Annotated in this window: 18 protein-coding genes and 1 pseudogene; 5 read left to right on the top strand and 14 right to left on the bottom strand. The window is 63.9% G+C overall.

The features are described 5' to 3' along the window. The 6 genes from J3S28_RS01805 to J3S28_RS01780 form a co-directional block, all read right to left on the bottom strand. Positions 1-2,538 (bottom strand): ABC transporter permease, encoded by a 2,538-nt coding sequence (locus tag J3S28_RS01805; protein ID WP_237340916.1) that lies wholly within the window; start codon positions 2,536-2,538, stop codon positions 1-3. Beyond that, complete coding sequence (locus tag J3S28_RS01800; RefSeq protein WP_207836668.1) at positions 2,538-3,320, bottom strand: ABC transporter ATP-binding protein; 783 nt, start codon at positions 3,318-3,320, stop codon at positions 2,538-2,540. Before J3S28_RS01800 ends, J3S28_RS01805 begins: the two co-directional genes overlap by 1 nt. Positions 3,321-3,557: 237 nt before the next feature. Then, a complete protein-coding gene (locus J3S28_RS01795; protein WP_207836666.1) occupies positions 3,558-5,390 on the bottom strand; it encodes a phosphoenolpyruvate carboxykinase (GTP) in 1,833 nt (610 codons plus the stop codon). 239 nt (positions 5,391-5,629) lie between these two features. Beyond that, positions 5,630-5,980, bottom strand: coding sequence for a DUF6802 family protein (locus J3S28_RS01790; RefSeq protein WP_207836664.1), 351 nt, complete (start codon positions 5,978-5,980; stop codon positions 5,630-5,632). A gap of 127 nt (positions 5,981-6,107) precedes the next feature. Next, the gene (locus tag J3S28_RS01785) at positions 6,108-7,529 is read right to left on the bottom strand and encodes a hypothetical protein (RefSeq protein ID WP_207836663.1); all 1,422 of its coding nucleotides are present in this window, start codon (positions 7,527-7,529) and stop codon (positions 6,108-6,110) included. After that, a complete protein-coding gene (locus J3S28_RS01780) occupies positions 7,526-8,380 on the bottom strand; it encodes a hypothetical protein (protein ID WP_207836661.1) in 855 nt (284 codons plus the stop codon). Before J3S28_RS01780 ends, J3S28_RS01785 begins: the two co-directional genes overlap by 4 nt. A 150-nt stretch (positions 8,381-8,530) precedes the next feature. Here J3S28_RS01780 and trmB point away from each other — a divergent pair, with 150 nt between their 5' ends. The 3 genes from trmB (at position 8,531) to J3S28_RS01765 (ending at position 13,573) form a co-directional block, all read left to right on the top strand. Next, complete coding sequence (trmB, locus tag J3S28_RS01775; protein ID WP_207836659.1) at positions 8,531-9,361, top strand: tRNA (guanosine(46)-N7)-methyltransferase TrmB; 831 nt, start codon at positions 8,531-8,533, stop codon at positions 9,359-9,361. Beyond that, positions 9,358-10,101, top strand: coding sequence for an NYN domain-containing protein (locus J3S28_RS01770; RefSeq protein ID WP_237340915.1), 744 nt, complete (start codon positions 9,358-9,360; stop codon positions 10,099-10,101). The genes trmB and J3S28_RS01770 overlap by 4 nt, the downstream gene beginning before the upstream one ends. 103 nt (positions 10,102-10,204) lie before the next feature. After that, the gene (locus J3S28_RS01765) at positions 10,205-13,573 is read left to right on the top strand and encodes an MMPL family transporter (protein ID WP_207836657.1); all 3,369 of its coding nucleotides are present in this window, start codon (positions 10,205-10,207) and stop codon (positions 13,571-13,573) included. A 19-nt stretch (positions 13,574-13,592) separates the two neighbouring features. Here the strand turns inward: J3S28_RS01765 and J3S28_RS01760 are convergent, their stop codons facing one another. Continuing rightward, a complete protein-coding gene (locus tag J3S28_RS01760) occupies positions 13,593-14,984 on the bottom strand; it encodes an MFS transporter (RefSeq protein WP_207836645.1) in 1,392 nt (463 codons plus the stop codon). A 65-nt stretch (positions 14,985-15,049) separates the two neighbouring features. Here J3S28_RS01760 and J3S28_RS01755 point away from each other — a divergent pair, with 65 nt between their 5' ends. Continuing rightward, entirely contained in the window at positions 15,050-15,706 is a 657-nt protein-coding gene (locus tag J3S28_RS01755; protein WP_207836643.1) for a TetR/AcrR family transcriptional regulator, read from the top strand. A 76-nt stretch (positions 15,707-15,782) separates the two neighbouring features. Here the strand turns inward: J3S28_RS01755 and J3S28_RS01750 are convergent, their stop codons facing one another. Continuing rightward, entirely contained in the window at positions 15,783-17,918 is a 2,136-nt protein-coding gene (locus tag J3S28_RS01750; protein WP_207836641.1) for a DUF2339 domain-containing protein, read from the bottom strand. A gap of 155 nt (positions 17,919-18,073) precedes the next feature. Beyond that, positions 18,074-18,823, bottom strand: coding sequence for an SDR family NAD(P)-dependent oxidoreductase (locus J3S28_RS01745; protein ID WP_207836639.1), 750 nt, complete (start codon positions 18,821-18,823; stop codon positions 18,074-18,076). 84 nt (positions 18,824-18,907) lie between these two features. On the opposite strand from J3S28_RS01745, the gene J3S28_RS01740 reads away from it, so the two are divergent. Continuing rightward, a complete protein-coding gene (locus tag J3S28_RS01740; RefSeq protein ID WP_207836636.1) occupies positions 18,908-19,498 on the top strand; it encodes a TetR/AcrR family transcriptional regulator in 591 nt (196 codons plus the stop codon). 244 nt (positions 19,499-19,742) lie between these two features. On the opposite strand, the gene J3S28_RS01735 is transcribed toward J3S28_RS01740, so the two are convergent. The 5 genes and pseudogenes from J3S28_RS01735 to J3S28_RS28865 all read right to left on the bottom strand — a co-directional run. After that, positions 19,743-20,861: an SDR family NAD(P)-dependent oxidoreductase gene (locus J3S28_RS01735; protein WP_207836633.1), complete on the bottom strand. Its 1,119-nt coding sequence runs from the start codon at positions 20,859-20,861 to the stop codon at positions 19,743-19,745. 160 nt (positions 20,862-21,021) lie between these two features. Further along, entirely contained in the window at positions 21,022-22,704 is a 1,683-nt protein-coding gene (locus J3S28_RS01730; protein WP_207836623.1) for a CocE/NonD family hydrolase, read from the bottom strand. A 133-nt stretch (positions 22,705-22,837) separates the two neighbouring features. Continuing rightward, positions 22,838-24,493 (bottom strand): CocE/NonD family hydrolase, encoded by a 1,656-nt coding sequence (locus J3S28_RS01725; RefSeq protein ID WP_237341016.1) that lies wholly within the window; start codon positions 24,491-24,493, stop codon positions 22,838-22,840. 272 nt (positions 24,494-24,765) lie between these two features. Beyond that, entirely contained in the window at positions 24,766-25,065 is a 300-nt protein-coding gene (locus J3S28_RS28680; protein ID WP_307796748.1) for a helix-turn-helix transcriptional regulator, read from the bottom strand. A 96-nt stretch (positions 25,066-25,161) separates the two neighbouring features. Beyond that, positions 25,162-25,782: pseudogene (locus J3S28_RS28865) on the bottom strand (cupin domain-containing protein); the annotation flags it as partial. Between the last annotated feature and the right edge of the window lie 2 nt (positions 25,783-25,784).

Raw genomic sequence — 25,784 nt, 5'->3', positions numbered from 1 at the left:
CTACTCGGCGATCGCCTCGAGCGGCTTGGTCTTGGCCGCGCGGGATGCCGGCCACAATGCCGCCAGCACACCGACTATCGCCGCGCCCACCAGGGTGATGACGATCAGACCCCAGGGGAACACCGGATCGCCCAGTCCCCAGTACCGCAGGGTCCGGACCAACGCCCAGCCGAACGCGACACCGAGCACCACGCCCAGGACGGCACCGAAGATCGCGATGAGTAGCGACTCGATGTAGATCGTCCGTCTCACCTGCGCCCGGGCCATACCGATCGCCCGCAGCATCCCGATCTCCCGCTTGCGCTCGATCACCGACAACGCCAGCGTGTTCACGATACCGAGCACCGCGATCACCAAGGCGAGTCCGAGCATCGCGTACAGGACGCTGAGCATCTGATCGATCTGAGATGACTGCTCGCCCTTGAACTCTGCCGGCGTCTGCACCTTCACCGTCAGGTAGTCGGCGGTGGCATCCTCGACGCGATCGCTGATCTGGTCGATGTTTGCCCCCGGCACGGTCTTGATGGCCGCGAAGACATCTGTCCGCAAAGGCTCGGGGATCAGCTTCTGGTACGCGTCACTGCCGATCGCCCATGGATCGACGAGCGGGTTGTCCTTGAAGATGCCGGTAACCGTCACCGGGACGACAGTGCCGTCGAAGTTGGTCATCTCAACGGTGTCACCGATGTTCCAACCCTTCTCCTTCGACGTACGCTCTCCCACGACCATGCCGTCCGGCTCCACTGTGGGAGGGCCTTCGACCATCTCGTACGGGGTCACCGTCTCCATGTCACCGATCGGGGAATAACCCCATACGCTGTCGCCGTCGACCTGCGCCTGGACAGCCCCGAACGACACCACCGATTCGACACCCTCGATGCCATCGACCGACTCGCTCACCGACGGCGAGAAACCGCTGCCCTGCGAACCCGAGATGATCAGGTTCGCAGTCAGACCCGTGTCGATCGCCTCGTCGATGGTTCCTTTGAACGACGAACCGAGCGTGCCGATCACCGCGACCAGCATGAGGCCCAATGTCAACGCGAAAGCCGTTGCAGCCGTTCGCCTCGGATTGCGAACCGCGTTGGTGCGAGCCAACTGGCCGATCTTTCCGAAGGGCCGCGCGAGCACGGACCCGATCGCACCGACGAACGGCCGCGACAACGCAGGCGCCGCGAACACCACCGCGAAGATCATCACCAGCGCGCCGCCGCCGACTGTGGCTGCCGCGCCTGGGCCCTCGCCCGCCGCGCCGATGGCCAGCAACGCAACCGCGACGACGGCCAACACGATTCCGATGATCGTCCGCACCTTGAGTGACGCCTGCCCGTCTGTGGCGCTCTCGCGCATCGCCTCGACCGGCGACACCTTCGACGCACGTCGAGCCGGGGCGTAGGCGCTGATCATGGTCACACCGATACCGACCACGAGACAGGCGATGACCGCGGTCGCACCGATCTGCAGCGACGCCGTCGGCAGACCTGTCGACGACGTCAGGGCCCGCAGCAACGCCGCAATACCGATACCTGCGGCGAGTCCGATCAGCGCACCGATCAACCCGACGACAAATGCCTCGAGCAGCACAGACCTCGTGACCTGCTTGCGGCTCGCGCCGATTGCCCTGAGCAGAGCCAACTCTCGCACCCGCTGCGCCACGATCATCGAGAATGTGTTGTAGATGATGAACGTGCCGACGATCAGTCCGATCGCAGCGAACGCCAGCAGGATGTAGTTGAAGACATCGAGGAACTGGTTGATGTTGTCTTTTTCGTCCTGTCGGACCTGATCACCGGTGCGCAGTTCGTAGCCATCACCGATCAGGGCGCCGACCCGGGACTTGAGCTCCTCGGGGCTCACTCCCTGCACAGCTTGTAGATCGATGGCTTGCGAATGCGATCCGTCGGAGAACAGGTCTTTTGCCGTCGACTCGAGGAACTGGACGTTGGTGAAACCACTGGTGTCGCCTGGAACGTTCAGGAGCCCGACGATGGTCACCTCCATCGGAGCACCCATGCCGCGGCTGATCGCCACCTTCGTGGTCGACCCGAGCTTCAGATCGGCTTCGTCAGCGGCCGAATCGTTCAGCGCAACCTCGTTCGGTGCCGCAGGTGCCCGGCCTGCGATGAGCCGGCTCTCCGTATCCGAAAGTCGCTGATCCGGAGGCTGGAAGGCACTGCCGACACTCGGCGCGCCTCCGGTCTGCAGTGCCTTGCCGTCGGCCTTCGCGATCGTCGCCGGACCGCTGTACGACGGCATGATCTTGGCGATCCCGAGTTCGGACTTGTTGTCTTCCAGCTGGTCGAGCACCGAGTCCGGAACACCGGAGGAGTTCGACTCTTTCGGCGTGATCTGGGTGTCGACACCCAGCGCGACATTGTTGAAAATGCCGTCGAACGCCGTCGACACCGTCGAGGTGAATATAATCGAGCCCGCGACGAACGCGGTACCCAAGACCACGGACAACACCGTCAACACAAGCCGGAGCTTGTGCGCAGCAAGGTTTCTCAGAGAGACCTTGCGCATGGTGTTCGACGCCATCAGAGCTCCCTGGGGGCTTGCGAGTAGCCTCCGCTCGACGGTGTCTCATCGAGGTTCTTCATGTACTCGAAAATCTCGTCGGCATCGGGGTTGCGTAGCTCCTGGACGATCTGGCCATCCGCGAGGAATACGACCCGATCCGCATAGCTGGCCGCACGAGGGTCGTGGGTGACGATCACGACGGTCTGCCCGAACTCGCTGACCGCAGCCCGCAGGATGCTCAGGACCTCCCCGGAGGAACGTGAGTCCAGGTTGCCGGTCGGCTCATCGCCGAAGATGATCTCCGGCTGGCCGACGAGCGCCCTGGCGCAGGCCACACGCTGCTGCTGGCCACCGGAGAGCTCGCTGGGCCGATGGCCGAGACGATCGGCGATGCCGAGGCGTCCGATCACGGTGTCGAACCACTGCTGATCCGCCTTGCGGCCCGCGATGTCGAGCGGCAGGGTGATGTTCTCTTTGGCGGTGAGCGTGGGAACCAGGTTGAACGACTGGAAGACGAAGCCGATGCGATCGCGACGCAGCAAGGTCGTCTGCTTGTCGGAGAGGTTCGTCAGATCCGTATCCCCGATGCTGACCGAACCACTGCTGGCCGTATCCAGGCCGGCCAGGCAATGCATCAGCGTGGATTTGCCGGACCCCGACGGGCCCATGATGGCGGTGAACTCGCCGCGGACAAAGTCTGCGGAGACTCCTGCCAGCGCGTGCACTTGGGTATCTCCGGTGCCGTAGATCTTCCTCAAATCGGTCGCACGGGCTGCAACTGCGGTCGGTGGGGCGGTCATGTGTCTGGCCTTTCTCACTTTTCGGTCAGTGGTGCACGATGCCTGGTTAGGGCTGACTCAAATACTGACTGGCAGCCCGCCGCCGAATCATCGGGGACGACCCTGATCTTTCCCCTTACATCCTGCCTGGGAATCCTCCTACAGGATGATTTGCGCAGCCAGGTCGATCGTGAGCGGCCGGTGACACGACAACGCCGCCGCCGGGAGACCCGGCGGCGGCGTTGTGGTTGATGTTCGTTATTTGTCTGCAGACAGACGTTGTTTGAGTGCGTCGAACTCGTCCTTGATGCCTGTCGGCAACTTCTCGCCGACGAAGTCGAACCACTCCTCGATGGAGGGGATCTCGCTGCGCCACTCGTCGGTGTTGACTGCGAGAGCTTCGGCGACGTCCGCCTCGGAGACGTCGAGACCCTCGAGGTCGAGGGCCTCCGGGGTGGCGACGATCCCGACAGGGGTGTCGATGCCACCGGTCTTGCCCTCGATGCGCTCCACGATCCACTTGAGGACGCGGCTGTTCTCGCCGAATCCTGGCCACAGGAAGCGCTTGTCGTCGCCGCGGCGGAACCAGTTGACGTAGAAAACCTTCGGCAGTTTCGACTCGTCGGCGTTCTTACCGAGGTCGATCCAGTGGTTGAGGTAGTCACCGACGTTGTAGCCGAGGAACGGCAGCATCGCCATGGGGTCGCGACGAATGGTGCCGACGGTGCCCTCAGCGGCTGCGGTCTGCTCCGAGCCGACGGTGGCACCCATGAACACGCCGTGCTGCCAGCTGCGAGCCTCGGTGACCAGCGGCACGGTGGTCTTGCGACGTCCGCCGAACAGGATGGCCGAGATGGGTACGCCCTGGGGGTCATCCCACTCGGGAGCCATGATCGGGCACTGGCTCATCGGGGTGCAGTAGCGCGAGTTCGGATGCGCTGCCGGGGTGTCGGAGTCGGGCGTCCAGTCGTTGCCGCGCCAGTCGATCAGGTGCTGGGGGTCGCCTTCGAGGCCTTCCCACCAGACGTTGTTGTCGTCGGTGCGGGCGACGTTCGTGTAGATCGTGTTGCCCGCCTCCATGGTCTTCATGGCGTTGGGGTTGGAGCTGTAGTTGGTGCCCGGCGCGACACCGAAGAAACCGAACTCCGGGTTCACGGCGTACAGGCGGCCATCGTCGCCGAACCGCATCCACGCGATGTCGTCGCCGAGGGTCTCGGCGCGCCAGCCGGGAATGGTCGGCTGGATCATCGCCAGGTTGGTCTTGCCGCACGCACTCGGGAAGGCAGCCGCGATGTAGTAGGCCTTCTCTTCCGGGCTGATGAGCTTGAGGATGAGCATGTGCTCGGCCAGCCAGCCCTCGTCGTGAGCCATCGCCGATGCGATACGCAGCGAGTAGCACTTCTTGCCGAGCAGGGCGTTGCCGCCGTAACCCGAACCGAAGGACCAGATCTCGCGATCCTCGGGGAAGTGGGTGATGTATTTGTCCGGGTTGCAGGGCCACGGCACATCGTCCTGACCCGATTCGAGCGGGGCACCCAACGAGTGCAGCGCCTTGACGAAGAACCGGTCCTCACCCAGTGCCGCGATGACCTCGGGGCCGACTCGTGTCATGACCCGCATCGACAGCACCACGTAGGCGGAGTCGGTGATCTCGACGCCGAGCTTCGGATCGTCCGAGCCCAGAGGACCCATGCAGAACGGGATGACGTACATCGTGCGGCCACGCATGCTGCCGCGGTAGAGGTCGGTCATGGTCGCGCGCATCTCGGTCGGATCGACCCAGTTGTTGGTCGGACCTGCGTCGACCTCGCGCTTGGAGCAGATGTAGGTGCGCGATTCGACCCGTGCGACGTCGGCGGGATCGGAGTTCGCCAGGAAAGAGTTCGGCGCCTTCTCCTCGTTGAGTTTCGTGAGGGTGCCGGCAGCGACCAGTTCCGTCGTCAGACGATCCCACTCGGCGTCGGAGCCATCGGACCACTCGACACGGTCAGGTTGGGTGAGCTCTGCGATCTCGCGAACCCACGCCAGCAACTCGGTGTGCGACGTCGGCGCATTGTCGGGGTCCAAACCGGGAATTGTTGCTGAGGTCATTGTTTATCTCTCCTGCCGGTGACCGCCCGGGCAGAAATCGCTGTGCGGTGAGCGTCTGCGCCGGTCAGCCCCTCCGTGGGGGGTCTTTTTCTCAGGTTACTTCGCCATTCCCCGATCCCGTCAATCGGGGCGTGTAATAGGGCACATCTCACCATGTGGAGTGATAAGAAACGTAGCCGTCGTCAAATCTACATGTTTCTATAGATTGACTACACAAATGGGTGGAATGGCTCGCGGACTCACCCGAGTCGACCCGAATCGGTAGCGATCCACTCGCCGCTCGACGGATCGAGTCGTTGCGAACTGAAGCCGCCGTCTTTGCGGACCTCGGTGATGAGGTCGACCTGTCCGTCGCGATCGCTGTCGGTGTAGACGGTGAGTCCGTCCGGACCGGGACGGGTGAGCGAATCTGCGATGCCGTCAGCATCGGTGTCCACATCCGCGGGGCCCAGATCCCAGATGCGATCGTTCTCGACGATCCACAGATTGTCGTAGACCTCGCTTGCCGGCGCGGGCTCCGCGTGCTGCACATATGCAGCCTGCTCATCCGCCGGATCCCCACCGAGCCCGGCCAGGAACTCGCTGTCCATGTGGTCTCCCCCGCGTCGTGGTTGGTGCCGTCCGCTGGATTGGACGCACCCGCGGCCCATCGGGTTCCATCTCGACCGATCGACTTCTCACACCGGCACAGCCGAGCAGCCGGGGAGCGCCCTGAAGTCAGCCGAGCCGGGTGAGGATCTGATCGATCCGGTCACGGACCTCGATCGCCGCAGCGAGCCGGGTGTTGTCGTTGTCCCGCGCGACCGTCGCCGATCGGCGACACTCCCGGATCTGGCGATCGAGGTCGGCGACCCGGTCGGCGGTCAGATGTGCGCGCCGTTCGTAGTGCCGGGTGACCCGGCCGCCGATCACCGACTCAGCGGTGAGCAGCTGGCGGGAGATCTCCTGCTCGAGACCGATACGGGCATCGGCGACCGCTGCCTGCGCCCAGCTGCCCATCGACGTGCGCAGAGCGGATAGCCTGCGCAGCCGGACCAGTCCGGCCGCGATCACGACACCGAGGATCAGTGTCAGCGGCATCGAGATCCACTGAAGTGTGTCGACAGCAGTCATCGGGGTCACGATGAGCCGCCCGAGACCCAGACCCGCGGATGCCCCGAACACCACCAGCAGCGCATCCTCGGCACCACGACGCTGGGTGGGTAGCGGCGGCAACGGCACCGCCGGCGGCGGCGCAGGTAAACCTGCGGGTTCAGTGTCTTCCAATCCCAGCATCGTCCGGGCCTCGAGTGCCCCGATCTCGTCGGCTGTTCTGCACCGGATTCGGTGTCGCAGACGGTCCAGGCGACCGGCAAGACCGGCGGCGAAGTCTTCGATACCCGACCGCGGCAGCTCAGCGGCTCTCCCGGCCGCTTCGGTGGCGATGTCCCGGGCCGACCCGGCGACCTCGGCGAGCACACCGCTGCGGATCTGCCCGGCGCCGCCCCGAAGGGCCGCAAGCCGGTCGGGACGACCACGATCGCGCGCCGCGTGGATGGCCGCACGCTCGGCCAGCATCGGAATTGCCGGATCCGCGCGGTCACGAGAGGCCAGGTCGTCGATGAGCTCGCCCAGTTCTCGTTCCGCCGCCACCGTTGCCAGGCGCTCCGAGCGCGCGACCGGATCGAGTTGCTCGCCCAGCCATGCCGCCAGCGCCCCGAACCCCGACTCGTCCCCGTGCCCGGCGAGAGCGGCAGCCGCCGAGACCGCGAAGATCGGCAATCTGCCGTCGGGATCGAGCAGACCGCGATTGACCTTCAGCAGCGTCGGCCAATCCCAGAACGCGTCGATCTTGTTGCACACCAGTGCAACGACAGCAGCGTCGGCCTGCAACCTCTGGACGAGTTCGAGTTCACCTGATCCGATGCCCGACGAGGGATCGACGATCAGCAAGGCCACGGCCGTCCGGTCGGCTGCACCCGGCCTCCACTCCCGAACCGGCAGTCCCGCCGTGCCGAGCACCGAAGTCACCGCAGTGACCCCCACCCGTCCGATCCCTGCAACCACCACGTCGACGGGGTCGGGATCTACGGCAGGCCGCCCGGTGAGTGCAGCCACCTGCTCGATCACCTCACGCATGTCCTGGACGTCGACGGTCACCGGGTCGCCACCTCCAGCGATGACCCGAGCAACGACCCCGTCAGCAAATGCTCGATGTCGTCGCGACAAACGCCCGACGCGGCGACGAGTTCGAGTTGGTCCGCGACCCGGGCCAGCCGCAGCCGCTCGGCCGAACCCGCCGCGGCGGTCAAGAACTCGCCGAGCGCGGGCAGCCCGCTGCGGGCGATGAGCTGTGCCCCCAGCTCCACCGCGTCGATGGGTCCATCGGCGAGCAAGGCCAGCACGCAGGCGATTCCGTAGGCATCGAGAGTGCGCAGCAGCCCTATTCGGGCGAGCCGTTGGGGTGGACCGCCTGCGTCGACAAACGACGCCTGCATCGGCGGCACCGTCTCGCCTGCGGATGCGAGAGAAGCCAGCAGCTCCATGTCGGGGTCGCCGAGGTCGGCCACGGCGAGCAGCGGCATCAACGCAACCACCGCCCTCCCCAGTTCATCGGCGCACTCGCCCGCGCGTGCCCGGGCCGTAGGCCACGAGCCCAGGGTGTCGGCCTTGCCCAGGATCACCAGACTCCGTTCCGGATCCAGGCGGGAGACTGCGTCCGCATCGTCGGGCCGGGGCCAGCCGGCCAGCACGTGCAACCAGACGTCGGCATCCGCATCCTCGTCCCCCGGTCCGATCGGGCTCACGTCGAAGACCCGCCGAACCGCTCGCGCGAGGGTGTCTCGGCCGGTGCCGTGGCGGCCGGTGACCGCCACCCGCAACGGTCCGTGCAGGTCATCGACAGTGCGCCGGAGTGCGACTGCCTCGGGCAGGCGGGAACACAGTTGGTCGAGCCGAGCCGCGATGTCGAGATATCCCGGATCTCCGAGCCCGACAACAGTTCGTTCCATCTGATCCCTCCCCGTGCGCAGGCCTGGTCGATGGTGCCTGGAAATGCGTCTCCACCAGCTCAGACGCGCGCGATCGGGATCTGGTTCCGATCACCTCGAGATAACAATCAGCAGCTGTTTGGCAAACCCCTGCTGTCACATCGGTGAGTAATGCGGGACTATGGCCGGGTGACAAGCCCACGTTCGAACCCGAACTCGGAACTGGACCACGTCGAGGTATCGGCTCCCGACGTTTCCGGTGTGACCGACGTCTCCGAGGCAACCGATGCGCCGGCAGACCGGGACGCGGAGCGCCGTGAGCGGGCCCGCCTCTATCCGCGGGTGACCAGTTTTCGGTCGCGTCGCGGCAGCCTCACTCAAGCTCAGCAGCAGAACTGGGAGGAGCTCTGGCCGCGAATCGGCCGGGATGTCAGCGAGACCGAACAAGTGGACCCGACCGCTTGGTTCGGTCGCTCTGCCCCACTCATTCTCGAGATCGGCTGCGGAACCGGCACCTCGACCGCAGCTATGGCGGCCGTCGAGCCCGACACCGACGTGATCGCGGTGGACGTCTACCGCCCCGGGATCGCGCAGCTCCTCGGAGCCATCAAGCGCGCCGGTCTGGACAACATCCGCGTCATCCGTGGTGACGCCGTCATCGTGCTCAAGAACATGCTGGCGCCTGCGTCCTTGACCGGGGTCCGGGTGTTCTTTCCAGACCCCTGGCCGAAAGCCCGCCATCACAAGCGTCGGCTGCTCCAGCCGGAAACCCTCATACAGATCGCCCACGTGCTGCGCGACGGTGGCGTACTGCACATCGCCACCGACCACGCCGACTACGCCGAGTCGATCTCCGCGGTGATCGACGGCCAGTCCGTGCTGACCGCCACCGATCAGCCGGTCCCGTTCTCGATCGCACGGCCGGTCACCAAGTTCGAGGGACGGGCTGCCCGCGAGGGTCGCCCGGTCACTGAGTTCGTTCTCACACGGGTGCCCCGATGAGTCCCGGGTCCTACGCCGAAGACGGCCAGCGCACCCCCGACACTTCCGTGGCCCACGCCATCTCGGGCGCCAGCCAGGAAGCCCGGGTCCTGCTGATCTGGGACGCTCCCAACCTCGACATGGGCCTCGGCTCCATTCTGGGCGGCCGTCCCACCGCAGCTCATCGCCCCCGCTTCGATGCGCTGGGCCGCTGGTTGCTCGCCCGGACCGCAGACATCTCGGCCACCACGCCACGGGTGACCGCCGACGGCGACAATCGACCGAAGTCGGGGCTGTCCCCGGTGCCGGAAGCGACCGTTTTCACCAATATCGCCCCAGGTACGGCCGAAGTCGTGCGTCCCTGGGTCGAGGCATTGCGTAATGTTGGTTTCGCTGTTTTCGCCAAGCCCAAAGTGGACGAGGACAGCGACGTGGATTCGGACATGCTCGACCACATCGAGTTGCGCAGGCACACTGTGGGGCTGGCGGGCCTCATCGTGGCGTCGGCGGACGGGCAGGCCTTCCGGGAACTGCTCGAAGATGTCGCCGCCGATGGTGTTCCGGTGCAGGTGCTCGGTTTCCGCGAGCATGCTGCGTGGGCACTGACGTCGGAGAGTTTGGAGTTTGTAGACCTAGAGGACATCCCAGGTGTGTTCCGTGAGCCGCTGCCACGGATCAGCCTGGACTCGCTGCCCGAGGAAGGCGCATGGCTGGCACCGTTCCGGCCGCTCACCGCCTTGCTGTCGGGTCGCCAGAACTGACAACACCCTCGGTGGTGACACACCACGGTCGTTCCAGCCCGGAACGACCAGACGAAGACGCCCCCGACAACGACGACGTACCGAGTACGGAAAGGAAGCTGCGGTGTTTGGTGCCATAGGCAACTTCGTGTACCGGCTACGTTTTGTGGTCATCGGCGTGATGGTCGCGCTGATGGCCGCCCTGGGCCTCTACGGGCTCGACCTGAACAAGCATCTGAGCCAGTCCGGCTGGTTCGATCCGGGTTCGGAATCGGTGGAGGGATCTCAACTCGCCGACGAGGTCCTCGGGCGCGATCACAAGTCGGACGTCATCATGCTCGTCACCCCGCCCGCGGGGACCAAGGTCGACGACCCCGCCTTCGGCGCCAAGGTCGAGACGGTTGTCGAGGATCTCATCGCCCAGCACGGCGACATCGTCAACCGCACCGACCCCGGCATCGTCGATCCCTTCAAGGCGGCCGAGAACGACTTCGACAAGGCCACGCAGGATCAGATCAGGGCCAGGCTGTTCGACGAATCCCGTGAGCACGCGTTCATCAGTATCGGCATCAAGGGCGACGACGACACCACGATCCTCAACAACTACAAGATCGTCGAACCGTTCTTCGACGACCTGAGCACCAAATACGACCTCCCCGGCACCCAGTTCCAGATGGCCGGCCTGCAGCCCGTCGCGGGCGCCATGTCCGCCGGCATGGACGAAGACATCAAGCGTGCCGAGATCATCGCCCTGCCGCTGGTGGCGATCATGCTGTTCTTCATCTTCGGCGGGGTGATCGCCGCCTGTCTGCCCGTGGTCATCGGTGGTCTGACGATCGCCGGCTCGCTGGGCATCATGAAGATCCTGGCGCAGGTGACCGAACTCAACATCTTTGCCCAATCGGTGGTGACACTGATCGGGCTCGGCATCGCCATCGACTACGGATTGTTCATCGTCAGCCGCTTCCGAGAGGAACTCGCGGAAGGCTACGACACCCGCAGTGCCGTCCGACGAACTGTGATGACCGCGGGACAGACCGTGGTGTTCTCGGCAACCATCATCGTCGGCGCGCTGGCCTGTCTGCTGCTCTTCCCGCAGGGCTTCCTCAAGTCGGTGGCCTATGGCGCCATCGCCTCGGTGACGCTGGCCGCCATCTGCTCGATCACGGTGCTGCCCGCGATCCTGTCGATCCTCGGACCCAAGATCGACATGTGGGGCTTTTCGTTCCTGCGCCGGACCAAGACCAAGAAAGAGGTCGAGGACGGTTTCTGGGGCAAGCTCGCGAGCTGGGTCATGCGCCACCCGCTCAAGACCGCGATCCCGGTCGTCTTGCTGCTGCTGGCCCTGATCATCCCGTTCGCCGGCATCCAGTTCGGTGGCATCACCGAGAAGTACCTGCCGCCGCAGAACCCGAACCGCGTCGCACAGCAGGACTTCGACACCTACTTCCCCACCGAGCGCACCGAAGAGATCAAGCTCGTCATCTCTTACGACCCCGAGAGCAGCGACGACGCGGCCAAGCTCCAGACGATCGCCGACGAAGCGAACAAGATCCCGGGCTTCACCAAGGAGTTCACCCTCGACGGCGCAGAGGCCTCGGACAACGTCGTGCAGATGTCCGCAGGTCTGATCGATCAAAACACCGCGGGCGAGGCGGTCAAGGAACTACGGCAGATCAACACCGAGGGCCTCGACATGTACGTCGCCGGCACCCCTGCGCTGACGCAGGACTCGATCAATGCACTGCTCGACGATCTACCGCTGATGATCTTCTTGCTGATCATGGTCACCAGCCTGCTGATGTTCCTCGCGTTCGGATCTGTGGTGCTGCCGATCAAGGCCGCACTCGTCTCCGCACTCGGACTCGGTTCGACGCTGGGCATCCTGACGTGGATCTTCATCGATGGTCATGGTTCATCGATCGCGAACTTCACGCCCGGCCCGCTGATGTCCGCGGTCCTCGTGCTGATCATCGCCATCATTTACGGACTCTCGACGGACTACGAGGTGTTCCTGCTCTCCCGCATGGTCGAGGAGAGGCAGAAGGGCGCGACGACCACCGAGGCGATCCGCAAGGGCACGGCCCATACGGGCCGGATCATCACGGCCGCCGCGGCTATTCTGGTCGTGGTCACCGGCGCCTTCGGGCTGTCGGAGATCGTGATGATGAAGTACATCGCCTACGGCATGATCGCCGCACTCATCTTGGACGCCACCATCATCCGTATGTTGCTGGTGCCGGCGATCATGAAGCTGCTGGGCGACGACTGCTGGTGGGCTCCGCACTGGATGAAGGTGATTCAGGAGAAGATCGGCCTCGGAGAGACGATTCTCGACGACGAGCTGGACGGCAAGCGCGTCATGACTGCAGCCAAGACGCCGCGCAGCGCGGGCACCGTGGTCGCCGAGGCCCCGACCTCGGCCATGCGCAGCCAGCCTGCTGCCGGCCCCCGGGCCGTGCCCGCTGGTGTCGGGGCAATTCCCGCCGGCGTGGGCGCTGCTCGCCCGTCCGGTCCCATCGCACGTCCGGTCCCGCCCCGGCCGAGCGCACCTCAATCCCGACCTGTTCCTGATCGCCCGGCCGGTATCCCAGTCGGACACCAGGAATCGGGACCGACACCACGGCAGTCGAGCCCGGTGGCCGCACCGACGGGACGGATGGGCGCACTACGTCCGGACTCGGTCGGCGGCCAGACCAACGGCCGGCCACCCGCGAGTCGCCAGGCCGACCCGATTCGGCCACGACCACCGGCCGATCGTCCGAGCGAACCACCCGTGGGCGGTTCCGTGCGCCGGGCCCCGAGTCGCCCCGCGCCGGACTCCGACCCGGTGGCACCACGGACACCGAGCCGCGAGAACGCCCGCAGAGGCCGACCCGACACCGGCGGCTGGAGCTTGGGTGCAGGCGGGATCCGCCTGGGCGGCACGGACACTCCGGCGACCAACGGAAGCGGTGTCATCCGAGCCGGCGGCAGCAACACGAACGGCACCAGCACGAATGGCAACGGCACGACGCCGGGACATCGTCAGGACACCGCCGAACCCCTGCGTCAGCCCGGGCGTCCGCCTCGTCCTCAGCCGACCGGGTCGAACCGGCCCTCTTCCGGCCCGGATGGACGTACCCACGAGCCCCGTCCGACCGGTCCGCGCAGCGTGCCGGCAGGACGACAGGATCCGTCAGGCCGCGGTCCCCTCGCCTCTGGTTCGGCGGGCGGTGAGCTGAGCAGCCCGCTACGAAGGCGCCCGAACCTGGGTCCGGCAGGCACCGGCGGACAACCGCTGATCGCGTCGCTGAACCCGGAACAACAGCCCCCTCGTCCCAACCCGCCGCGGACGCCCGAGCCAGAGCAACCGCGTCCCGAGACACCCGCGCCTGCACCACAAGACACCTCGTCGAGTGGTCGGCGTCGCGCTCGCGGAACCTCAGAGGAGCAGATCAGCGTACGGGATCTACTTCGCCGCGGGAACAACAACAACAACTCGCAGGAGTGATCCTCACCGGCGATGGTTGTCATCGACGAGTGGCTACACCGGAGTGATTGCCTTCGCCGAGCAGCACGCCGATGAGTCCGGCCACCGCAGCCACCGCGGCGAGGATCCCGAAGTTCAGCGTCCAGTTGGTCGAACCCGACAGCAGCACCCCCATCAGGGTCGCGCCGCCCGCCGCGGCCAGTTGCACCGTGATGAACAGCGACGTCGTGGCCTGGGGTACCGCGTCGGCGGGCACCACCCGGTACACGTTGGAGAACGTCGGTGAGGCGACCGCACCAAAGGTGACACCTATCCCGACGTAGATGATCATCAAGTAGGGCAAGGCAATCGAGTCGATGACGACCGCGACCACGGCGAACAGTCCGGCAGTCAGCAACGCGCCACCGGTGACGAGCGGTCGTGGTCCGGTCCGGTCACTGACCGCGCCCGATACGCTCATCCCGAACAGCAATCCGACCCCGAGGGACGCGACGATGATCCCGCCCATCGCCCCGCTGCGGCCGAACTCGTTGCGCGCGAGCTCGGGCAACATCACCAGCTGTGAGTACATGAGAACCCCGACTGCGGCCATCACCCCTAGGCTCGCCGCGTAACCCCTCGATCGGGCGATCATCCGCAGATCGATCACCGGCTTGTCAGCGCCCAGCGCGTGAACCACGTAGCCGGCCAACAGTGCGACGCCGAGGATCGCGGGAACCGCTATCCGCCAAACTGATCCGCTGCCCGCCTGCTCAACCGAGAACAGCACCGCGGCGAATCCCGGCGAGAGCAACAGCAATCCTCTGATGTCGGGGCGTCCGTTTCCCCCTGCCCCAGTCTCCTGTTTCGGGAGCAACGTCAGTGCCCCCACCAGGATCACGGCGCCGATCGGGATGTTGATCCAGAAGATCCAGTACCAGGTGCTGGGCCCGCTCAGCACCCCGCCGAGCAACGGTCCGGCGATGGGCGCAAAGTTGATGACCACCGACAGCAGGCCCATCACCTTGCCCATCCGCTCCTTTCCCGCGACTGCGGCCGCGAGACTCAGCGAGGTGGGTTCGAGAAGACCGCCCCCGAAACCCTGAATCACCCGGAATGCGATCAGACTCTCCACCGACCACGCGGTGGTGGTCAGCACCGACCCTGCGACGAACAGCACCAGCGCCACCGTGAGCACTCGCCGCCCACCCCACCGCTCCAGAAGCCAACCGGATATCGGCAGCACCAGGGCAGCTGCCAGCAAATATCCCGACACCACCCAGACGACCGACGTGATGGGCGCGTCGAAGGACTCGCCGAAGCGGTCCAGCAGGGTGGTGACGGCCGTGCCGTCGAGCACCGCCATGAAGGCCGCCAGCCCCAGCAGGATGATGATCAGCGCCGGCGCCTTCTCGATGCTCTTCTGTTGCGTGTCGCGAGCCTCTGTCGTCATGCGCACCAAACTAAACTGAACCGTATAGTGTAGTCAATGGTTCGGTGCGGGTAGAATCTTTCGACATGGCATCTACGCAGGTTGCGGGCGGCGAAGCAACACGACGGCGCCTTCGGCCCGACAAGCGTGAGGCCATCTTGCGAGCGGCGGGGGAGATCTTCGATATCGAGGGCTACGAGCGCACGAGTATCGACGCGGTGGCCGCGAAGTCCGGCGTGTCCAAGCCGACCATCTACAACCACTTCGGCAGCAAGGAACAGCTGTTCCGCGACCATGTCGCGTACACCGCGCAGGTGATCAACGCCAGGACATCAGCGGCCGTGCACGAGATCGACCCCGACTGCGTGCAGTGGCGAGAGGTGTTGCGCCACGCCGCATTGCAGCTCGCCGAGTGCCAACGCAGCGACTGCTCCATCTCATTGAACCGCCAGTTGCATGCCGCTGTCGGGCGCGACCCCGAGGTCTACCAGTACGTGCTCGACAACGCGGCCGGGCCGATCCTGGCGATGTTGGCCGACAAGTTCGCCCGCCTGGGTGAGACCGGACGGCTCGACGTGGCCGATCCCGACTTGACCGCGCGCCAGTTCCTGGCGCTGATCAGCGCCGAGCTTCCCGAGATGAGCCGTCTGGGCACGGTCGCCATCGACGACGAATCCTTCACCCGGGCAGTCGACGCCGGCTACGAAACCTTCCTGCGCGCCTTCGCCTCACGCCATCCCTGAAAGTTCGCGCCACCTACGTGCATACGCGCCAGGTGCAACTGGCGCGTATGCAGGCAGATGGCGCGAACTCCCGGGGTCAGGAGGCGTTGCCGGTTGCGGCAGTGTTGCCCAATGCCCGGGCATAGCCCGCCCCGACGGCCAGCAGGATCAGACCGACGACGATGAACACCGCGACCCGGAAGATGCCGTCGAGTGTCGCGAGGTCGAACAGGAAGAGCTTGGCCACGGCTGCCGCGGTCAATCCAAGTCCGGCGCCCACCGCGACGTTGCGACCGATGCCACCAAATCGCTTGTGGCCTTTGGCGATGGAGATCGAGATGACCAGCAGGGTCGCGGCGCCACCCATCCAGCAGATGGTCGCGGCCATGTGCCCGCCGAGGAAACCACCCTCGGTGCCGCCGATCGCGACCCCGGCGGTCACCGTCAGCGACGTCACCGCGTAGAGCGACGCGAGAGCGGCGAGGATCCCGAAGCCCTGGACGTTCTGAGCCGACGGCGGAGTTGTTGCAGCCCGGTACCACGCCCAGAGATTCAGCCAGATCGCGGCGACCGCGAGCACACTGCCGACCACGATCGATGCCGCGACGGGTGTTTCGATCTCGGTCGGCACGGTCAGTTGGTTCGGGGGCGAGATCGCGAGAAAACCGATGCCGCCGAACATTCCGATCAGGGCTGCGATGACCCGGGCCACGAGATCGGATCGCCCGGCCACCGCGATCACGATGGACATCGCGAGCAGCACCGGCGCCAGGACCGGTCCCTCGAACGCGACGCCTGCGGCGATCACCGCGGTGACGGCCGCGGTTGCCGCATAGATCCGGCGGGGCACGGTCGGCAGCGTGCGGTCGAGAACCACGACTGCGAGCAGTAGTGCGGCGACGCCGCCGATGATCGCCGCCGACACCCAGCGGTCCAGGGTGATCGGTGAGAACACCACGGGAACGATTGTGGCGCAGCCGAGCAGGGCGGTCAGGTGCGGCAGTGATGTGTTGCGTACCAGGACGACCGAGCCGGCGACACCGAAGACCGCGTTGCCCACGATGGCAATCGTCGCCAGGGCAACGTGCGATTCCGAGTCCCAGGCGCTGGCGAAGATCCAGGCGAGCAGGGTCGCGGTACTGGCGGTGACCCGGGCGGCGTGCAGGAATACCCAGTCTTTGCCCAGTTGCACCGGGAACGAGCCGATGGCCATGGCCAGCATGAACCCGACCAGCAGCAGCGACGGGCCTTCGGTGAGAACCGGAGCGAGGATGAAGACGGGGATCAAGACCAGCAGGCCGAGATGTTGCGAGTCCCAACGGCGGGCCAGCAGTAGGCCACCGAAGGTGACCAGTCCGGCCAGGACGAGGCCGCCGTAATCCGGGAGCCAGTCATAGAACCGCGTGACGGCGACGACATCGAAGTACGCGGCTGCGATACCCGTGGCGGACAACGCGATCGCACCTACCCGGCCACCGGGGCGATCAGCCATCCGGACCGCGACGACCACCAGGACCGCGGCCAAGACGGCGCCCGCAGCGACCCTGATCTCAGGACGTAGGACGCCCGCCTGAGCGGCGAGCACCAGCATCATCACAACACCGATCAGCGTCACGGCCACACCGGCGACCGCGAGGATCTTCCCGATCAGGCCACCGCCTGGATCGGCGGTCATCCGCTGCCAGAGGGACGGTTTCGCGGGCGGAGGTGGTCCGGCCGGTCGCCTGCCGCCCGAACCGGGCGGCGGTGGCAGCAACGGGCGCGCACCCGGCGCGTACGGACCGACGGGCCGTCCCGGGGCAGCCTGTCGGCCGGCGGCCGTCGGCTGCATCCAGGAGGGGTACGGCGCGCGTTGCGGCCCACCGATCGCAGGCCGGCCCATGTATGCGCGGGGATCGGGAGCGCTGTGGCTCCACGGCGACGCAGGACCCTGCGGACCGGCATGGGGTCCGTACTGCGTAGCCGGCCGGGGCTGGGGCTGAGGTTCAGACCGGGGCTGGGGTTCAACTCGGGGCTGGGGTTCAGCCTGTGACTGGATCGACTCCTCGGTAGCCGCGGCTTGCTCCTCCGCTGCTTCCTGCTCGGGGACTTCGGGATCCGTCGCCGGCGCTTCGAGCGCGGCCAGCACGGTGTGCAATTCGGTCAGATCGCCCGACACACGAGCAAACTGACTCGACAAAGAGTTGAACTCGGCGGAAAGCCGGCTGATGACGGCTTGATTCTGTTCGGTCATGCATCGATCGTCGCCGCATAGGCAGCCAATCGGATGAGTAGCACTACTCAGTCGGTATGGGGACTTACCACGAGGTGGTCTTTCGATGGCTCCGACGCTGACTTCCCGGTCCGGACACCGTTGACCACTTACTCTCGTTGCCACCGGCCGCCATGTCAGACCTGCGATTCGCCGCCATCGACGAACAGCTCGCTGCCGGTGATGAAACTCGCCTGGGGCGACGACAGGAACAAGACCGCGTCCGCGATCTCCGATGGCTGTCCGAGCCGACCGAGCGGGACCCGGCTTGCCTCCCGTTCGAGCAAGGCGCGGGACTCATCGGGGTCGGAGGCCAGGCCGGCGAGCCCGGGTGTTTCGGTGGGGCCCGGCGTGATCGTGTTGACCCGGATACCTCGCTCGGCGAGTTCGACCGCCCAGACTCTGCTGAACTGGCGGATCGCGGCCTTGCTCGCCGAATAGACACCGAACGATGCGGTCGCCCGGGCCGCCGACGACGACCCGGTGACCACGATCGATGCCCCGGGATTCAGCAGCGGCAGAGCCTTTTGAACAGTGAAGACCGTCCCCCGGACATTGATGCCGAACGTCCGGTCGAAGGCATCGGGTTCGAGATCGGCCAACGCCGCGAACGTGCCTCCGCCGGCATTGGCGACGAGGAGGTCGAGGCCACTTCTCCGATCAGCGATCGCCGCGTACACCCGGTCGAGGTCATCAAGATCGGAGACGTCGCTGCGTATCGGGCTCACCCTGTCCCCGAAATCGGCGGCGAGCGCATCGAGTTCTGATTCGCGGCGCCCGGTGACGACAACGTGCGCTCCTTCGCTGATCAGCCTGGTGGTGATCGCGCGGCCGATACCTGAGGTCCCTCCGGTCACCAGCGCGGTGCGGGAATCCATCTGTCCCATGTCAGCTCCTGTCTCGAGTTTTTGACGACACGGTCCAAAATACACTTATGGACCAGATAGTCAATAACCACGTAGTGTGAAGCCGTGGCAAGACCCAGGAAGTTCAGCGAAGATCAGGTCATCGCATCAGCCGGCGAGGTGTTCGCACAGAACGGTTACGCCGGAACGACCATGGATGACCTGATCAAGGCGACCGGGCTCGGAAAACAGAGCCTGTACAACACCTTCGGCGGCAAACGTGAACTATTCCTCAGAGCTCTCTCGGCAAGTGCCAGCGATGCTGTTGCCGCTGTGGACGAGGCTCTGTCCGGACCCGACTCCACCCCGCTCGAACGGATCAAGGCCCAGATGCTCAAGGTCGCCTTCGCTCTGACACAGGACAATCGCCAGGACTCGCTCATCACCAAGGCCACCGTCGAACTCGGATACCGGGACTCCGACGTAGCCTCGTCAGCCCTCGGCGGATTCACCCGACTCGAAGCAATCTACTGCCAGTGCATCATCGACGCCCAGGACAGCGGTGAGATCGATGCCTGCGCCGACGCGCATGCCCTCGCCGCCTACTTCGTGGCCGTCACACGTGGGATGGAAGTGCTCGCCACAGCCGGTGTCGGCCGTCCTGAGTTGACAGTGATCGCGACGACCTCACTTGCTGCGCTTCCGCTTTCGAGCTGAGTTGATCCGGGGGTAGCCGACTCAACTGCGCTAATGGGTATGGATCGCCGGCAGGACGTGCAGCAAGTTGCTGTGGTCGGTTGCTCATCAGACGACGGAACCGAGAGCTCGTCAACTTCGAGCTGTGTCCGCCCAGATGACTTCGTCCTGAGAAATGGCGATCGGGGCGCTCTTTGCGCTTCGAAACTATGTGCGAAGTCCCCGATAGGGATACAACAGCGGCTGCCGAACCCCTCGACCCGACCTACTTTGGTGTCACAGCCTTGGGCAGTTCGTCGTCCAGGGACGGGTCAAAGGAAACGACTTCGGCGCGGAAAGATTCACCCGCGCTGCGCAGCGGTGTGAGTTCCGCGTCTCGCATAAGGATGTCGGTGTTTCGCGCCCAATCCTCGGGGGTGGCACTTTCGACCCGGACCCGGGGCATCACACCGAACGCGGTTCTGACAGCGGAAATCCCGGCGACCTGAAAGGTCTCACCATGCACGGTGGTGTCCTGATGCGCCAGCCAGGTGACGAACGCGGCAACCGCGTCGGCTGGAAGATGATCCCGCAGCACCTTCGCGATTGTCGGGTTGTCGAACGCCCGCTCGGTCATCGGTGTCCAGGCAGATGGCATCACCGTTGTGACCTGCACTCCGACGGCGCCCGCCTCTTCGGCCATGCTGTTACCGAACCCCCAGATTGCTGCCTTGGCAGTGTTGTACGCCGATCCGTTCGACGAACCCAGCAAGCCATGCGATGAGGTATTGATGAGTCGGCCGCTACCGGATTCGATGAGGTAAGGCATCGCGTGTCGCGATATCTCCACGGTGCCTCTGAGGTGCGTATCGAAGATCCTCCACCACTCCTTGCTGTCCGTCTCCCAGAAGCATCCGAATTCGACGATACCGGCGTTGTTGATGACAATGTCGAGGCGGCCATAGTGATCGATGGCTGTGCGAACCAGTTTCGAAGCACCGGTGACGACGTCATTGGTGTCCGCCGCGGCCGTACCACCAGCGTCCGTGATCGCTCGTACAGTTTCGGCCGCGGATTTCGGTGCGATATCATTAACAATGACTCTGGCACCCCTCGATGCCAAGGTGATTGCGTGCTCGCGACCCATTCCGGATCCTGCCCCGGTGACAATCGCGACACGTCCGTTGAAATTGAGTTTGCTGTTGTTCGTCATTGATGCCTCTCTAGTGTTCCGGTCTGTATGCCTTAGTCGGTTTGGGCGTGGAGTTAGATCTGTTGCACTGCTACTGCGAGCACAGGGTTGACCATCAAGGACCGGATGTCGCGGCCGGGATCTTCCTTTGGGCGTTCGGCTGCTTTTCTCTGAATGCGGCGGTGCGATGGTCCCTGTGTAGGTGAAAAGCACTCCAAAAAAACAGATCTCAGATGAGACGCTCGTAAATGAGAAGTAGGACTGACGTCCTGTGCGTTGGTTTACGTGCGTGCCTCTTGGTGGCTGCGGTTTCCTCGATTTCAGAGGTGTCTGACCTACCGGGTGAGCCCGGCCTGACACACGCGGACTCCCGTCAAGACGGAACCACAGGAACAAGGAGATAGCTGTCGTGGTCCTCGCCGACGTGGATCACGTGGCGCCCCTTGTTGACCGAATCGTTGTGAGCAAGCGTCGGTGTCATTGGCGGGTAGGTGTTCACGTCTCGTCCTTGAATCAACACGCGGAGCGTTTCGCCCGCGGAGAACCGTGTGCTGGAGGCAAGAATCTCGATGTCGAGCAGGGTGGGTTCGCCAGCGGGAAGAGGCTGCAGGTTGGAGTGAGTGTGGACCGGTTGCTCAGGTGTCGACCTGGACAGGTCCAGTTCACGGTGCGAAGCTCGCAACCAGCCCAACGCAACGTGTCCGTCCTCCTGAACGGAGTAGTAGTGGAACGGCACCTCTGCGCCCGATGCATCAAGTTTTTCAATAGCAACGAAGAGGTCGGCATCGTCGGAGTCGGGCGCTTCGAACCACAGCTTGAGAGCCATATTTCCCGTGATCTCGGTGTCATGCGAGAACTCCAGATCGAAGACTGCGCTGCCATCGGCACTGTCGTAAGAAACAGTCTGGCCTTCCGGGCTCGGTTCGGGGAGAAGGTTGCCGGTGGGTCCGAGGTGAAGCTGCTGAAACTGAGTTCGTTTCAGCGGCCATTCATTCTCCGTCCGGAAGGTTCCGCCGTCCTTCAAGCTGTCACGGACCTCGATGACGACGGGCGGCCAGTCGTCCACGTCCGTCGTTTGAACTCCCTTCACGAATTTGTCGAAGAAGGCGAGTTGGCGCTGCAAGTTTTCGTCGGCGTACTGTGCGGCCCACTTCTTCCCACCGTGGACGAGCAGCCACTTCTGATTCGACGAAATCTTCTTGAAGCCTTCGAGAGATCCGCGTGTGTGAAGGCCGTGATCCGACCAGCTTGCGACCACGAACGCTGGCACCTCGATATCCTCGAGGGTTGCCCCCTTCGATTCCCAATACTCATCGAGCAGCGGGTGATCCGCGGCCATGGTGGGGATGTCTTCGACTAGGCCGTCAGAGAAGCTGGCGTTGTGGTGCCACACACCAACAGAGAAATTGGTCTCTGGAATGCCGCCATGGAATACAAACTCTCGATAAAAGTCGCTTACACCCTCCCACGGGTTGATCGCTGCAAGATGCGGCGGTCGAGAGGCAGCGATGTACCACTGCGTCCATGCGAGGTTAGAACATCCTGCGAGACCGACTTTTCCGTTACTCCAGGATTGAGCGGCCAGCCACTCGATGGTGTCGTGACCATCGAGAGCTTCTTGCTGCGTCCAGTAGGTAGCATCACCTTCTGATCCCCAGACTCCTCGCTGGTCAGCGAAGACGACGGCATAACCGTGTGCACACCACCACTCCGGGTCGGGGAATTCAAACGCTGTGTACTTCGACAACTTGGAAGTGTCGAACCCGAGGTTGAATTGCTGAAACAGAGGCGTGGACCAAGGAACTTCGCCGTGTTTGCCGTACGGATTCCACGACATGATGGTGGGCAGATTTTCCTTCACCCCATCTGGACGGAAAACATCGATGCGCAGCACCGTCCCGTCGCGCATAGGTACGGGGATATCCCGTTCGATGCGCATCGAATTCTCGACAGTCACATGATGATTGAGACCAGGGTAGGTAGTGTCACTCAGAGGATTGCCCTGCTTGAACTTGATTTCAACCTTGGATGCGCCGGATTGATCATTGGATGACATCGGTGTCTCCGTTCACTGATTTGAACTGTAGTTTGATTGAGATGATGCTGGTGGACCTAGGACCGCGGTTCGGGCTGGCCGCGGGCCGCCGCAGGGCTCGTCGAGCGAGATACGTCGAGTGCGCCGACAGTTGCTACGCTCCGGTCACAGGTATGACCGGAAGCAACAAGGTCGAGTTGGTGCCTGGCCCGGTGTAGATAGTGACCTCGCCGCCTGTGCGCCGATCGATTTTGTCGTTGTGCAGGAACGGGAAGGCGCCGGGGAGATCACGAGAGCCGATCTCTATGCAGATCCGGTGTCCGGCCTGGAAGACCCAGCTTGTCGGACCCACTTCGATCTGCACGTCGACGATTTCGTCAGGTTCGACTACGGCGGGTGCATCATGTCGCAGCACCGGCCTTCCCACCGTCGAGCGTTCTGGGTCCAGCTCGCGGTGCGACAACCGCAGCCAGCCGAAGGTCACCGGCGTTTTCGGGTTGTCGACACCGTCCACAACGACCTCGTTGCCGCTTGGATCGATGTCACGGATCACGACAAACAGATCCGTGTCTCCGGCCGAACAAGACACTCTCAGCGATAGGGCGACCGGGCCGGTCACCTCCATATCGTTGTCGATAGGAGCTGACAGAAAGGAGCGACTGATGTTCTGGTTCGCGCCGCTCGTTGTCGTCAATACATCGTTGTACGACGTGACAGGCGCCCACATCGCGTCGTCTGGCTCTGCGCTGAATTGAGCCTTCCCTTCGGAATCTGGCTGGCTGTCGCGCAAAGTAGGAGCGTCAGCGGCGTCGAGATGCATTGGAGTCCAATCTGTTCGACTGAGCGGCCACTCGTTCTCGTATCGCCAGGAAACTTCCGAACCCGTTCGGATTGCGAGATGAACTGGCGGTACATCAAGCTGGCCATTGTTGACCCCGCGGAGGAAGTGGTCGAAAAACCGTTTCTGCTCTGCCAGCGCCTCGAGGCTGTAGAAAGGTTCGATGTGTCCGCCGGTGTGGACTCGGAGCCATTTGTGGGTGGAACTGGACTCATTGAATGCGCTGAAATGGCTGCGGAGGGACAACCCCGTACCGGCCCAGTTTGCGGCGGTGAACATGGGTACCTCAACCTTGGAGAGGTCGTCGACGCGTTCAGCCCAGAAGTCATCAAAGAATTCGTGAGAACGGATGAGCTCGCGAAAATCCACGAACATGTCCTGGAGTTCCTCATTCGGCGTGGAGCCGAGTCCGTGCTGGTTGGACAAGACCCAAAATTCGAACCAGAAGTCCATGAACCCGTTGTCGAGGATCCCGCCATTGCGGACTAAATCGCGATACAGGTCGGGGCCTACCTCCCACGGGATTATCGCAGCCAGATGAGGAGGACGTCGGGCAGCGACCGCGAACTGTGTGGCCGAATAATAGGACACACCGATAAGGCCGATCTTTCCAGTTGACCATGGCTGAGATGCCGCCCATTCGATTGCGTCATAGTAGTAACCCGTATCCCGAGGTGACCACACGTCGATGACACCGGGAGACTTACCGGTACCGGCTTGGTCGATACGCACTACAGCGTATCCATCAGCCACCCATACCTCGGGTTCAACTGTCTCGATGGTCATGTACTCGCTCTGTTGTGCCGATCGTTCGTACTCGTACGGCCACTGGATGTCGAACGGAATGTCCTTGCCGTACGGGCCACTGTTGAGCAAGACGGGATAGGTGCCGGCGGTACGAGGACGAAATACGTCACAGAGCACGTACTTTCCGTCGGATGTCGGGATACGGACGTCCTTCTCGACAGTCATCGAGTCCGTCGACACACCGCGTATCAATGGATGGTCGGGTGCGGCCGCGACACCTGTTTGTGCCATCTCCGGCATGTCCGGATTTGTGAGGTCATATGCGCTCTCACGCTGGTCGGGTGACATCGATGACTCCTCGTTTTCTGCGGCTTCCTGACGGACGTGATTTCATCCGGAAACGCGGGCCCAGTTGCGAGGTTCAACATATTCAGCGATGCGCAATGCCCCAAGACGATATGCGACGCTTTGGCCTCTATGCGACCAGAAGTATCACTTCATCCGTGCAAGGTCACTGAGGGAGTGGTTCCGTACCGAACTCGGTAGGCGCGGCTGAACCGGCCCCCGTTGACGAACCCGCACCGGGCAGCGATGTCGGCAACAGTGGTGTCGGGGGAGGCAGCGAGGAGTTCCTCGTGAGCTCGTTGCAAACGCAGGTTGAGTCGATACGTCCCAGGAGACACCCCGTAAAGCCTCTGGAAGCCCACCTGCAACCGCCGGGTACTTATTCCGACCATGTTGGCGATCTCCGTGATCGACAGTGGTTCTGCGTATCTGTCAGCAAGGAGCTGTGCCACCTGATGAATTGTGTCCGCCCCCAGACGTTGAGCGGGGACCAGGCCCGGCTTCGCGGGGGTATTTACCCCGTAGTGGCCCAAGATAAGAGCTGTCAGAAGCGATTGCTCGAGGTATTCGCCCACTGCGCGGGCGAACCCCGTCGAGGCGCTGTGTGCGGTCGTCAAGACGAGGTGAAGGGCACCGAGCCACGGAGTGCGTGCGGAAGCGTCCGCTAAGAAGACAGACGACGGCGATAGCACATCTGCGCGCTGGCCGGTCAAGACTGTGAAGGACCGGAGCACCGTTTGGCGGGGAATCCGCACCCCCAGCAGGCTACAACCGGCATGGTATCGCAGGACAAGTGACGGTCCCGGAGGAACGATGCAAATATCGCCAGGGCCGACAGTGAGACGGTTGGCGCCTTGGACTGTAGTCCCACCGCGCAGTGAGACAATCACCGTGTAGTAGTCCATGGTCTCTAGGTGTTCGAGTTCGGCTTCATCTGAATAGTCCACCAGCAGCACAACAGATGAACCGACGGGCATAGCACACATACGCCCGCGAAACTGCGATGCCCGAACTTGCAATCGATGCGGGGTCATGAGCCGGGACGCCGCCGCCTGCGCCACCCGCGCGTCCTGCGTATCGAAGACTTGATACTTACGTAAGGCCTTCTCGCTCGGACCATCGAGTGTTCGTATCTCACGGATGCGTCCTTCACGGGACTCGAGACCCATGC

It is taken from the genome of Williamsia soli, from assembly GCF_017377795.1.
Classification (GTDB): Bacteria; Actinomycetota; Actinomycetes; order Mycobacteriales; family Mycobacteriaceae; genus Williamsia; species Williamsia soli.
This window is presented reverse-complemented; position numbering and strand designations above follow the sequence as displayed.